Annotated in this window: 10 protein-coding genes; all 10 read left to right on the top strand. The window is 72.0% G+C overall.

Annotation, left to right across the window (positions count from 1 at the left end; genetic code table 11):
- Position 1 precedes the first annotated feature (1 nt).
- Genes ACFYXB_RS09420 through ACFYXB_RS09375 form a run of 10 tightly spaced genes read left to right on the top strand, consistent with a single transcriptional unit; the run spans position 2 to position 13,125 of the window.
- Positions 2-529 (top strand): SUKH-4 family immunity protein, encoded by a 528-nt coding sequence (locus ACFYXB_RS09420; protein ID WP_389579630.1) that lies wholly within the window; start codon positions 2-4, stop codon positions 527-529.
- A 36-nt stretch (positions 530-565) separates the two neighbouring features.
- Positions 566-1,252, top strand: a complete 687-nt coding sequence (locus tag ACFYXB_RS09415) for a hypothetical protein (protein WP_389579627.1) — start codon at positions 566-568, stop codon at positions 1,250-1,252.
- Between the two features lie 10 nt (positions 1,253-1,262).
- Entirely contained in the window at positions 1,263-1,625 is a 363-nt protein-coding gene (locus tag ACFYXB_RS09410) for a hypothetical protein (RefSeq protein WP_389579625.1), read from the top strand.
- Positions 1,618-2,757 carry a hypothetical protein gene (locus ACFYXB_RS09405; protein ID WP_389579622.1) on the top strand — a complete coding sequence of 380 codons (1,140 nt, stop codon included), beginning with the start codon at positions 1,618-1,620 and terminating at the stop codon, positions 2,755-2,757. Before ACFYXB_RS09410 ends, ACFYXB_RS09405 begins: the two co-directional genes overlap by 8 nt.
- Before the next feature lie 33 nt (positions 2,758-2,790).
- A complete protein-coding gene (locus ACFYXB_RS09400) occupies positions 2,791-3,327 on the top strand; it encodes a phage baseplate assembly protein V (protein ID WP_351349402.1) in 537 nt (178 codons plus the stop codon).
- 22 nt (positions 3,328-3,349) lie between these two features.
- Complete coding sequence (locus ACFYXB_RS09395; RefSeq protein ID WP_389579619.1) at positions 3,350-3,685, top strand: hypothetical protein; 336 nt, start codon at positions 3,350-3,352, stop codon at positions 3,683-3,685.
- On the top strand, positions 3,682-4,068 hold the full coding sequence (locus tag ACFYXB_RS09390) for a GPW/gp25 family protein (RefSeq protein WP_388500150.1): 387 nt from the start codon (positions 3,682-3,684) through the stop codon (positions 4,066-4,068). Before ACFYXB_RS09395 ends, ACFYXB_RS09390 begins: the two co-directional genes overlap by 4 nt.
- Positions 4,065-7,172: a putative baseplate assembly protein gene (locus ACFYXB_RS09385; RefSeq protein WP_389579616.1), complete on the top strand. Its 3,108-nt coding sequence runs from the start codon at positions 4,065-4,067 to the stop codon at positions 7,170-7,172. The genes ACFYXB_RS09390 and ACFYXB_RS09385 overlap by 4 nt, the downstream gene beginning before the upstream one ends.
- Complete coding sequence (locus ACFYXB_RS09380; RefSeq protein WP_389579614.1) at positions 7,169-10,960, top strand: putative baseplate assembly protein; 3,792 nt, start codon at positions 7,169-7,171, stop codon at positions 10,958-10,960. Before ACFYXB_RS09385 ends, ACFYXB_RS09380 begins: the two co-directional genes overlap by 4 nt.
- On the top strand, positions 10,960-13,125 hold the full coding sequence (locus ACFYXB_RS09375; protein WP_389579612.1) for a hypothetical protein: 2,166 nt from the start codon (positions 10,960-10,962) through the stop codon (positions 13,123-13,125). Before ACFYXB_RS09380 ends, ACFYXB_RS09375 begins: the two co-directional genes overlap by 1 nt.
- Positions 13,126-13,138 lie beyond the last annotated feature (13 nt).

The following is a 13,138-nucleotide window of genomic DNA, read 5'->3' as shown; positions in this document are numbered from 1 at the left end:
AATGGCAACGCAGCAGCAGCTCATCGACCTGTTTGGGGCGGGCAATATCACGTGCCTCGACTTCTCGGACCGCGAGGTTTTCAAATCGGCGGGAATCGAGGCGGAAGAGCTCTTTGACGTCGGCCTGCCCGACCGGCTCACCGGGATGTTCTCGGTGGAGGTCGTTGCCGACCCGGAGACCTTCGATGGTGTTTCCGCCGACATCGGCGGTACGCAGGTCACGCTCGTGACGCTGGGGGCACCGCACAGCGAGTCCGATCTTCGTTACTACCTGAACCCGTTGGACGGGCAGATCCTGCTCGCGCGACTGGTCGCTGAGAACGTCGAGATCGAGGTCGTCAACGAGTCGCTCGGAAACTTCATCGAATTCCTGTATCGCATCGGGAGGTACAAGGCCTTCAGTAGGGCAGCGAATGACAGTCAGCAAGCCGATTACAAGGATCTACTCACCGCGTATCTCACCACCCTTGACCCTGGCTCTCTGAAGGAGTTGGACAACTGGTGGTCCATGGTGATCCGGCAGCTCTGAATCCATGCACACCACCGACCGCGGCAGAGGCGAACCGTGACCCGTTACGCAGACATCCCCAAACCCATCCGCTCCGGCATAGTCGTGGTCGACCCCGACCGCGGCACCCCCCAGCGAGTCATCGTGCTGCAGTTCAACCCCGACACCCTGGAACGCAGCATCGCGCCCCAGTCCGCCGGAGACAGCGGAGATGGCGGCGGCGGGGGAAGTGGCGGCGGAGACAGAAACGAAGCTCTCCGGCTCAAGGGCCCCGCGCAGGAGACCTGGAAGTTCACCGCCGAGATCGACGCGACCGACCAGTTCGAGGTCGCCGCGCCCGACGGCATCCACCCGCAGCTCGCCACGCTCGAGATGCTCGTGCAGCCGACCACCGCGCAACTGCGCGCCGCGACCCGGCTGTCGCAGCAGGGTGCCATCGAGATCAGCCCGATCGAGATGCCCCTGACGCTGTTCACGTGGGGCAGCAAGCGGGTCATGCCGGTGCGGCTGACCGAGGTGTCCATCAACGAGTCCGCGTTCGACGTGAATCTCAATCCGATACGGGCCTCACTCGGCATCGGCATGAAGATCCTCACCGTCAGCGACCTGCCCGCCGGACACCGCGGCGCCGACCTCTACATGGCTCATCTCGCGCAGAAGGAGCGGCTCGCGGCGGCCGCGCGCGGCGGCAGCCTGGGCGTCCTCGGGCTCGGGGGCGCCGACCTCGTGACCGGAAGGGGTTGACCCGCAGACCATGGCCGAGACCGAGCCGTACGAGAGCGCCCTGGACTCCATACCCGGAGCCCATCCCTATCCGCGCACCAGCCGCTACCACGACGCGGAGATCGGTGTGCACCGGCTCGCCGACGGGAGTGAAGTCCGGTACACCAAGCGCCGGTTGCTGCCCCCGCTCGACGAGGAGACCGAGCCGCACACCGTCGGCGCGGGCGAGCGTCCCGATCTGCTCGCCCGGCGCTTCCTCGGCGACCCCGGCCAGTGGTGGCGGATCGCCGACGCCAACCCCGTTCTGGATCCACGGGAGTTGACGGACGAGGCCGGGCGGGTCATCGGAATCCCGCTCGCCGGCGGCTTGCCGCGTGGAGACCGGCGTGTCTGAACTGCCCGTGGGGCAGGGCCCCGTCCACATCACGCTCCTCATGGGCCCCACGCTCGCCCGCCCCGTGCCCGTCGAGGTCGCAGAGGCGCTGCTGTCCGCCCAGATCACCGCCACCGCGGGCGAACGCAGCGGCTTCCAGCTCGCCTTCGACCTGACGAAGAACGGGCTCATCAACCAACGGCTGCTGCCCGAGGGCTTCTTCGACCCGAAGACCCGCGTCATCGTCACCGTCAGCGTCCGTGGCACGCCTGACGTGCTCTTCGACGGCCTGATCGTCCGCCAGGAGGTCGGCGCCAGCAACAGCCCCGGCCACTCCACCCTCACCGTCACCGGCGAGGACCTGACGCTGCTGATGGACCTGGAGGAGCGGACGGCCCGCTACCCCAACCTGCCACCCTCCCAGCGTGTCCTGAGCATCCTGCGCCGCTACTCCGACTACGGCATCCGCCCCGACATCTACACCGAGAAGATCGCCCAGCCCCCACACCAGGACCTGCGCGTGCACTACCAGACCGGGACCGATCTCCAGTACGTCACGGAACTGGCCCGCGCCAACGGCTACACCTTCTACCTGGAGCCGGGGCCCAACCCCGGCCAGTCGTTGGCCCGTTGGGGTCCCGAGGTACGCCTCGGCATCCGCCAGCACGCCCTCAACGTCAACATGGACGCCCACTCGACCGTGGACCAGCTGACGTTCGCGTACGACGGCACCGCGCGGGAGGAGCCGCAGGCCCGCTGGCAGGACCCCGGCACCCGGCAGGCCACCCTGCTTCCGCAGCCGCCGATCAGTCCGTTGCGTCCGCCTCTCGGCCGACGGCCCACGCCGGCCCTCAAACGCAAGACCCTCTCCGGGACCGCCAAACAGCAACGGGAGCAGGCAGAGGCCGAGTTGCTGGCGCGTGCCGCCGTCTCCGCAGACGTCGTCTCGGGCTCCGGCTCGCTCGACGTCAACCGGCACGGCTATCTCCTCCAGCCGCGCCAACTCGTCGGCGTACGCGGCTCCGGCCGGGCCTACGACGGCGACTACTACGTCAAGTCCGTCACGCACGAGCTGCGCCCCGGCTCGTTCCAGCAGAACTTCACGCTTTCCCGCGAAGGCCTGGAAGCGCGCAGCGACCACGTCCGGCCCTGATCCGAACCACCCATCGAACAGGAGCAGTTCAGCATGGCGGCACCCAGCAATCGCTACCTCGGCAAGTTCCGCGGCCGGGTGGTGGACAACAACGACCCGCTGCGCATCGGCCGCATCACAGCCGAGGTGCCGGACGTGCTCGGCGACGAACCGTCCACCTGGGCGCTGCCCTGCCTGCCTTTCACCGGCCAGGAGGCGGGCCAGTTCGTGGTGCCGCCGCCCGGCTCGGGCGTCTGGGTGGAGTTCGAGCAGGGGGACCCGAGCTTCCCCGTCTGGACCGGGTGCTGGTACGGCGCCGCCGACGAGCTTCCGCCCGACGCGCGACGCGAGCTCCAGGCGAACTCGCCCAGCAAGCCCGTCGTCGTGCAGACACCGCAGGCCCACAAGCTCGTGCTCAACGACACCGCCGGAGCCGACCAGGGAATCCTGCTCCAGGCCCAGGGCGGCGCCTACATCCGCATCACCAGGGAAGCCGTGGTCATCGCCACCGGCGCGGGCGCCGAGGTCGTGCTGCGCGGACGTGAAGTGACCATCAACGAGGGCCAGTTGACCGTGCTCTCGAAGCGATAGGGAACGGGGGACGCAAGAAGAGATGTCCGGGAGTCTGCTCGACGCGGCGGCCGTGATCGGCTGCCCGCACGGCGGTCGTGTCACGCCCGCCACCACACCCTCAGGCGGTGCGCTCAGCCAGGGCGCCGCCGTCACCACGGCCGCCCACACCTACATCGTCACCGGCTGCCCGCACACCGTCACCGGTGTGCCCTCGCCGTGCGTCTCGGTCCGCTGGACCGCCGACGGCAGCGGCGTCACCGTCGACGGCGCGCACGTGCTGCTCGACACCTCCGCGGCCCAGTGCTTCAGCGCGGCCTTCGTCCCACAGGGGCCGCCCGTCGTCCAGGCCGCGCAGCGAAAGGTCACCGTCCGATGAGGCCGACCAGCGGGCGAGTCCGCACCGACATCGCCTTCCCCTTCCACGCCGACCGCCGGGGCCGCACCGCGCACGCCCGTCCCGCCGAGCACGTCCACGACCTCATTGAACAACTGCTGTTCACCAGCCCCGGTGAGCGCGTCATGCGCCCCGACTTCGGCTGCGGACTGCTCGACCTGGTCTTCGCGCCCAACAGCCCCGAACTGCTCAGCACCCTCGAACTCTCCGTCCAGGCCGCACTGCAGCGCTGGCTGGGCGACCTCGTCGAGGTCGTGGCCCTCGACATCGAGGGCGGCGACGCCGTCGTACGCGTGCATCTGTCGTACGTCGTCCGGTCCACCGGCACCGTGCGCGAGGACGTCTTCGAGGGGAGGGCGGCATGAGCACCGCGACCACCCGCCGGGCCAAGGCAAGGGCCGCTCAGCTCAATGGTGTCGACGCCGTCGAGGTCAGTGACGACGGGCTGCTGCTCACCGTCACCTTCCTCGGCAAGGCGCCGCACGGCCTCGGCCCCGAGAACGTCCGCGTCGACGGCGGCCGGCGGATCACCGGCATCACCGGCATCACCGCGGTGGACGTCAGCGTCGAACGCGAGGAGGACCCGGAGCTCGACGACCGGCTCCACGTCACCCTCGACCGGGCCGGAGACACCTCCCGCTACCGGCTCTCCCTGGTGGAGACCGACCCGTACGGGCGACCCGGCACCGAACCGTTCCGCGGCTTCGACCAGCGCTACCACGGCGCCGACTTCAGCTTCCGGCCCGACTGCCCCACACCCTTCGACTGCAAGGACGAAGGCGGGGAAACCTCGGTTTGGCCGGCCGCGCCCGTCGTCGACTACACCGCCCGCGACTACGACACCCTCCGCAAGCTCCTCCTGGACCGGCTCGCGCTCACCACCCCCGACTGGATCGAGCGCAACCCCGCCGACCTGGGCGTCACACTGGTGGAACTGCTCGCCCACACCGGCGACCGGATCAGCTACCAGCAGGACGCGGTCGCCACCGAGGCCTACCTCGGCACCGCGCGCCGGCGCGTCTCCGTCCGCCGGCACGTGCGGCTGATCGACTACGCGATGCACGACGGCTGCAACGCCCGCACGTACGTCACCGTCGAGACCGCAGGCGACCACACCCTCGCGGCCGGGACGTACCGCTTCGCCTCGGTCGACGTACGCACCCTCGACCCGCACGACCGCCCCGAACCCGGCACCGTCCTCGACGAGAACGACCTCGGCGACCTCGACGAGCGCGGCTCGGTGGAGGTCTTCGAACCGGTCGTCGTCGCCGACCCGCTGGAGCTGCGCGTCGCGCACAACGCGATCCGGCTGTGGACCTGGGGCGGCGAGGTGTGCGCCCTGCCGAAGGGAACCTCCGCGGCCACGCTGCGCGACGCCTGGGTGGACGCCGAGACCTGCCGGAAGCGCCAACTCGCCCTGAAATCCGGCGACATCCTGGTCCTGGAGGAGGTCAGGGGCCCGCGCACCGGCACCCCCGGCGACGCCGACCCCGCCCACCGTCAGGCCGTGCGCCTCACCTCGGTCACGCCCGGCCTGGACCGGATCGAGGACCAGCCGGTCCTGGAGGTCACCTGGGCCGCCGAGGACGCGCTGCGCTTCCCCCTCACCCTCACCACCCGCGGTGGCCCCGACTGCCTGCCCGTCGAGGATGTGACCCTGGCCCGCGGCAACACGGTCCTCGTCGACCACGGCCGCTCCGGGTTCGCCGAGACGGTCACCGTGCCTTTGGTACCGGCCGTCGTCGCCCCCTGCGGCCCGCCGGACTTCGGCTGCGACGACCGTACGGAGGGCAACGCGCCCGCACGTCTGATCAACTCCCTGACCGACCGGGCGGAGAGCGGGCAGGCACTCACCCCCGACGACGTCCGTGAACTGCTCGAGGTCGTGGGGGAGCGGGCCGCCGTACGCGCCGGGCTCGGTCTCGAGCGTGCCGGGCAGCGCCACGAACACGTGGTGCCGGGCACGTCGTACGCCCAGGCAGCCGCCCTGCGCACGCTGCTCGCGCAGTCCGTGTACCCGGGCCTCGCACCCCGCTTCCGCCCGGTCCTCGGCCGCGCTCCCGTCGCCCAGGCCGTCCCCTTCCCCGATCCCGGCACGGTCGCCGCCGGACAGGCCGAGCGGATCGCTGCCATCCCGGGCCGGGTACGGCAACGGCTCGTCGACCTGTGGCGCAGCGCCCGCGACCGCGACGGGCTCGGCGAGGCGGAGACCGCCGAACTCGCCGTCGTCTACGGTCTGAAGACACTGGAGCACCTGGAACTCCAGCGGCATCCGGTCCGCGCCCTGCGTGAACTCCTGTACCGTAGCGACGAGTTGCTCGACACCAAGCTGCGACGCGTCGAGATCCTCACGGCGCGGGCCCGCGCGGGTACGGTTCTCGACGGGCACATCGCCTGGGAGATCGCGCACAGTTGGGGACCGGCGTACGCGGCGGGACTCCACCCCGACGAGCCGGTGCTGCGCGGCTCCGCTGCCGCTGCCCTGACCCAGGACGGGCGCCGCGCCCTGCCCGCCGTACGCCCGTACGACGGTGAAGAGGCCTGGGAGCCGCGCCGCGACCTGCTCGACAGCGGCCCCCGCGAGCGGCATTTCGTCGGCGAGCTGGAGGACGATGGCCGCCTCGCCCTGCGCTTCGGTGACGGCCGGCATGGAGCGAGGCCGTCGCCCGGGACACGGCTCGCCATCCGGTACCGGCTCGGCGGCGGATTGGCGGGCAACGTCGGCGCGGAGGCCATCAACCACCTGGTTGTGGCGGCCGACTGCGCGACCACGGTCGCCACGGTCCGTAACCCGCTCCCCGCCACCGGCGGCACTGAACCCGAACCCATCGACCAGGTACGTCAGTTGGCGCCGCTCGACCTGCGCCGCACCCGGCTCCGCGCCGTCACCGCCGAGGACTACGCGGTCCTCGCCTCCGCCCTGCCCGGCGTCCAGCGGGCCGCCGCCGAACTCCGCTGGACCGGCAGCACGCAGGAGGCGCACGTCGCCGTCGACGCGTACGGCACCGGCGCCCCGACCGAGCAACTGCTCGCCTCGGTCACCCAGTCGCTCGAGACGTACCGGCGCATCGGACACGACCTGGTCGTCGGCCCCGCCCGCCCGGTGCCGCTCGACATCGCGCTCACCGTCTGCGCCCGGCCCGGCCACCAGCACGGGCAGATCCTGGCCGAGCTGTACCGCGTGCTCGGCAACGGGCGGCTGCCCGGGGGACGGCTCGGGTTCTTCCACCCGGACGCGCTGACCTTCGGCGAATCCGTCCGGCTCAGCCGTCTGGTCACCGTCGCCGCGGCCGTGACGGGCGTGGAGAGCGTGGAGGTCACGCGGTTGCGAAGGCTGTTCGAACCAGACCGAGGAGAGAGGGAGGACGGCGTGCTGCGGCTCGGCCCGCTGGAGATCGCCATCTGCGACAACGACCGGGACCGGCCGGAGAACGGGCGGTTCGCGATATCCCTGGGAGGTGCCCGATGAGCCAGGGCTGCTCCTGTGGGGGCGCGTGCGGAGGCCATGACGAGCGCCTCGCCCCCGCCCCGCTCCACAACCCTCCCGGCCGCACCGCCCTCGACTACCGCGTCGGCGAGTACGGCTCCTTCCTCGCCGCCCTCCTCGACCGGCTGGCCTCACCGGCGTACCCGGCCCTGAACAGTCTCACCGTCCGCACCCCCGACGACCCGGCGATCGGCCTGCTCGACGCCACCGCCGTCCTCGGCGACCTGCTCACCTTCCACTCCGAGCGCATCGCCGACGAGGCGTACATCCGTACAGCCAACGAGCATCGCTCGCTGGTGCTGCTCGGCCGGCTCGTCGGATACCGGCCGCGACCGGGTGTCGCAGCCGGCACCCATCTCGCGTACACCCTCGAACGCGACCCGCGCGCCGAGGCCCTGCCCGTACTGATCCCGCGCGGCGCGCGCAGCCACAGCGTGCCCGCCTCCGCCGACGAGCAGTCCCTGACGTTCGAGACGTCCCGGGAGCTCAGCGCCCGCTGGGACTGGAACGAGCTCAAGGTACGGCGCCGCCGCCCCTCCCTTGTCACGCCCGAGGACCTCGACCACCGCTCCTCCCTCTTCGTCGAGGGCACGGCGAACTCCCTCCAGACCGGCGACCAACTCCTCTTCGTCTTCGGCGAACAGGCGGGCGGGGAAAGGAAGTTGCTGCCCGTTGCGGGTGTCCGTATCGATCGCGAGGACGAGATCACCGCGATCTCCCTGCCCAGGTCGGCCCCGCCCACGCTCAAGGAACTCGTCGACGAGGTACGGCGCTGGACGGCCGAGCCCGCGACCCCGGGGGAACCGGGCGACGAGCCGCCGACGCCCGAGGTCCCTGATCCGCGCCCGGTCAGCCGCCTGATCGAGGACTTCGACGACCAGGTCCTGGCCCCGCTGCGGACCGACCTGGACGGCATCAAAACTCCGGAGAGCCTGGCGACCAGCCTCGCCGAACCGCTGGCCCGCCTGGCCGAGGCCCAGGTTCTGGCTGAACCCTACGAGGACGTGTCGGCGTGGTTCGAGCGGCTGGAGGCGGTGCTGGCGGAACTGGCGGAACGCGCACTGGAGTTGGCACCGGCACAGCCGACCGCACAGTCAGTCGCCCCGACCCCCGTACGCCGGCCCGCACAGGACCCCCGCCGCGCCGCCCTCCAAGCCCTGGCCACCGTCCTCCCCGCCCTGCGCACCGTCACCCCCGCACCCGGAACGGCGGGCGGCCGTACCCAACGCCCCGGCACCGACACCGCCCGCCTCCTGTCCGCCCTCAACCCCGGCCTCGGCAGCCTCTACCCGGCTTGGCGCACCGCCGCCGCACCCGGCACCGGCGAACCCCAACTCCTGCGCGAACTGCTCGCCCTGCGCGTCACCGGGGCCCCCTTCGGCGCCACCGCCCCGCTCAAGCCGGTCCAGGACGACCGGGGCCGGGTCATTCGTACCGCCGACTGGCCGCTGACCGGCGCCGTACTGGCGAGCCTGCGCGTCGTGTACGACCCCGCGGGCAAGGTCCCGGTCCGGGCGGAGTTCCAGTATGTCGAGGGCAGCGGCTCCGACCAGCGCGCCGAGAACCTGCCCGTCGCCCAGCAGGTCAGCTTCACGCTGGGCCCGGGGCAGGTCGACCTGTCCACCCGCTCCGGCCAGGACCGCGACCTGAACTGGCTCAGCCTCCCCCACTCTCGAACTCGCTCGAGCGGGGGGACCCCCATCCCGGCCGACGCCCAGGAACCCGGCGTCACCGCCCGCCTGCGCACCGGCCTGCCCGAGCGCACCCTGTTCGTGTCCCGCCCGGACGACGACGGCACCGTCCACGTCGGTGTGCACAACGGCACGGCCCACGAGGAGTCCCTGCGGCCTGGCGCGAGCGCGCGGTTCACCCACGGCGAGTACGAGGTGACCCTCAAGTACGCGGTGGGCAGCACCGAACCCAACGTCGAGATCGTCATCGCGAGCAAGCCGGAACCGGTCAACCGCCGCGTGCTGCAGCTCGACACGGTGCACGACGGCATCACCGTCGGTAGCTGGGTGGCGATCCAGCGCCCCGCCAAGGGAGCCGGTACACCCGGCGACGCCAAGCTTGCCTTCGTCACCACGCAGGTCGTGGCGGCGCGCACGGCGACCTACACCAACTACGGCATCACCGGACGCGGCACCGAACTCACCCTCGCCGATCCCTGGTTGGACGAGTTCGACGTCCTGCTCTCACACATCCGCGACACCACCGTGCATGCGGCGGGCCAGTCCCTGCGCCCTGCGGACGAGCCGCTCGGAGACGAGGTCCACGGCAACGAGATCGAACTCGCCGAGCTGTACGACGGATTGCGCCCCGGACGCACCCTGATCGTCACCGGCGAGCGCACCGATGTCCCCGGCGCGGCCGGCGTCACCGCCACCGAGGTGGTCACGATCGCCGCGGCCGATCCGGCCGTCGACCCGCAGTTGCCCGGCGACCATGTGCACACCCGGCTGACCCTCACCGCCGACCTCGTGCACCGCTATCGCCGCGTGAGCGTCCGCATCCTCGGCAACGTCGTCGAGGTCACACACGGCGAGAGCCGCGAGGAGGCCATCGGCAGTGGCGACTCCGACCGCGTCAACCAGACGTTCGCGCTGTGGCAGTCCCCGCTCACCTGGCTCGCCGACGACACCCCGCTCGGCGCCACACCCGTCCTGGAGATCCGCGTCGACGGTCTGCTCTGGCACGAGGTCGACAGCCTCGCCGGACGCGGCTCGACGGAACGCGTCTACATCACCGGCACCACCGCCGGCGGCCGCACGACCGTGACGTTCGGCGACGGCGTCCACGGCGCCCGTCTGCCGGGCGGGCACGAGAACGTCCGCGCCCGTTACCGCTCCGGCACGGGCAAGGCCGCCAACGTGCCCGCCGACCGCATCACCCAGCCCCTCACCCGCCCGCTCGGCGTCACCGCCGTCACCAACCCGCGCCCGGTCACGGGCGGCGCGGACGCGGACGGACCCGGCCTGACCCGCCGTACGATCCCGCTCGCCGTCTCCGCCCTGGACCGGCTCGTCTCGGCGGCCGACTACGAGGACTTCGCCCGCTCCCGCGCCGGCATCGGCCGCGCCGCCGCGCGCGAACTCTTCGACGGTCGGCGGCGCGTGCTGCACGTGACGGTCGCCGGCACCGACGACGTACCGCTCGGCGAGGAGACCCTGAGGCCCCTGCGTGCCGCGCTCACCGAGTACGGCGACCCCGGCCTCGCGGTCCGCGTGGACGTGCGCGAACCGGTCCTGCTGCTCGTCGCCGCCAAGGTGAAGTCGGCCCCGGATCACGCCTGGGAGCTCGTCGAACCCAGGCTGCGGCAGGCCCTGCTGCGGCGACTCGGCTACGAGGGGCGGGAGTTGGGGCAGCCCGCCCGGCTCTCCGAGGTACTGGCCACCGCCCAGTCGGTGCCCGGCGTCGACTACGTGGACGTCGACGTCTTCACCGGCGTACGCGCCTCCGCCGGCCCGGACGAGCTGACCGCGCTGCTCACCGACCCCGTCGTTCCGCGCGCGTCCGTACCCGCGCATCCGGCGACGTACGAGGAGAGGACCCACACGGTCCGCGACGCGAACGGCGAGACTCTCTCGTCCGTCTGCGTCCGCTACGGCCTCCCGCTCGCCGGACTCCTGCGCCTCAACCCCGACATCACCGACACCCGGCGCCTGGCGAAGGGCCGGACGGTGTTCGTCTTCCGCGGCATCCGCCCGGCCCAGCTCGCGCTGCTGTCGGCGAAGGCCGCGGACACCCTGATTCTGACGGAGGTCAAGTGATGTCCCCGGACGTCGAGTTGGAGACACCGGCCGAGGTGGCGCCCCGGGAGCCGGACGGACTCGCCGAGCTGCTGCCCCGCTGGCACCGGCTGCGCGACGCCGAGGAGGGCGAACCGCTGCGCGCCCTGCTCGCCGTGATCGCCGAGCAGCTCGACCGAGTTCGCGACGGCGTCCAGCAGGGCTACGAGGACCTCTTCGTGGAGACCGCGGCACCCTGGGTCCTGCCGTACCTCGGCGACATGGTCGGCTACCGCACCCTGCCGGGCTACGAACGCGTCCTCACCACCGGCCTGCACGGCGGCGGCCGGGAAGCCCTCTCCGAGGCGATCGCACCGCGCCGGGACGTGGCCGCCACCGTCGCCCACCGCCGCCGCAAGGGCAGCCTCCACCTTCTGGAGGAACTCGCCGAGCAGGTGGCCGAGTGGCCCGCCCGCGCCGTCGAACTGTCCCGGCAGGTGGCCCACACCCAGCCCGTGAAGCTGTACGGCACCGGGCGGCGCGGGGAGCGCGGCCGCCTCGTCGACCTGCGGGACGGATCCGAACTCGCCCTGGCGGGCGGCCCCTTCGGGCGCACGTCGCGGACCGTCGACGTACGGCGCGCCGACTCGGCTCGCAAACAAGGTGGTTGGAGCCCCGCCGGAGTCGGTCTCTTCGTCTGGCGGCTGAAGTCTCACTCCCTGACCGCGTCCCCGGCCTACTGCATCGACCGCGCCCGCAACCTGTACACCTTCTCCATCCTCGGCAACGACACCCCGCTCGTCACCAAGCCGGTCCCCGAGCCGTCGCCCGCGCACCTCGCCGCCGTCGACAACGTCCCGGCCTTCGTCACCCGCCGTCTGCTGCACGACCGGCTCGCCGACTACTACGGTCCCGGCAAGAGCCTCGTCATCCGCCGCGACGGCGAGGACCAGCCCGTACCGCTCACGGACATCGTGGTCGCCGACCTGTCCGACTGGCGCTACCGGCCCCGGCGCGGCCAGATCGCCGTCGACCCGGAGCTGGGTCGCATCGCGTTCGGGTCCCGCTCCGCGCCCCGGCAGGGAATCTGGGTCGACTACCACCACGCCTTCGGCGCCGACATGGGCGGCGGCGAGTACGACCGCGACCGCGACTCACGCCCCGACGCCGACTGCTACCGGGTCGGGCCCGGACAGCCGTACCGGAGGATCATGGACGCCTACCGGGCCTGGCAGGAGGCGCGCCGCCCGGACCGTACCGGCATCATCGAGATCACCCACAGTGGGGCGTACCAGGAACAGCTGGACTTCGACCTCGACCCGGGCGACCGCCTCGAACTGCGGGCGGCCGAGGGCACGCGGCCGGTGATCCGGCTGCTCGACTGGTACAGCAACCGGCCCGACGCCCTCAACATCCGCGCCGTGGACGGAGACTGCGCACCGCACGAGCGGCCGCGCCTCGTCCTGGACGGGCTCCTCGTCGCCGGACGCGGCATCAACGTCACCGGCCCGATGGGCGCCGTCGTCGTCCGGCACAGCACCCTCGTGCCCGGCTGGTCCCTGGAACCCGAGTGCGAGCCGCACTCGCCCGACGAGCCCAGCATCGTCCTCGACCGCACCACCGCCTGCCTGCAGATCGAGCACAGCATCCTCGGCACCATCGAGGTCATCGGCGACGAGGTGAGCGAGGACCCCCTCGACATCCACCTCCGCGACAGCGTCCTGGACGCCACCGGCGACGACCGCGAGGCCCTCTCCGCCCCCGACTGCCGCCACGCCCACGCCGTCCTGCACCTGCACCGCACCACCGTCATCGGCGAAGTCCACACGCACGCCGTGGAGATCGCCGAGAACTCGGTCTTCACCGGCAAGCTCCACGTGGCCCGGCGCGGGATCGGCTGCCTGCGCTTCTCGTACGTCCCGCCCGGCTCGCGCACGCCCCGCCGGTACCGCTGCCAGCCCGACCTGGCCGGTCCCGAACAGGCTGGACGCATACGACCGTTGTTCGCCGCCCAGTGGTACGGGACGCCCTGGTACGGGCAGTTGGCCGACCGGTGCGCCGAGGAGATCCGTCGCGGCGCCGACGACGGGGCCGAACTCGGTGCCTTCCACGACCTGTACCGGCCGCAGCGCGAGGACGGCCTGCGCGCCCGGCTCGCCGAGTACACACCCGCCGGCACGGACGCCGGGATCTTCTTCGTGACGTGAGCGGTGCCGCCGT

Source organism: Streptomyces sp. NPDC002619, from assembly GCF_042889305.1.
Taxonomy (GTDB): Bacteria; Actinomycetota; Actinomycetes; order Streptomycetales; family Streptomycetaceae; genus Streptomyces.
The sequence above is the reverse complement of the archived record's forward strand: the minus strand, read 5'-3'. Positions and strand labels throughout refer to the sequence as shown.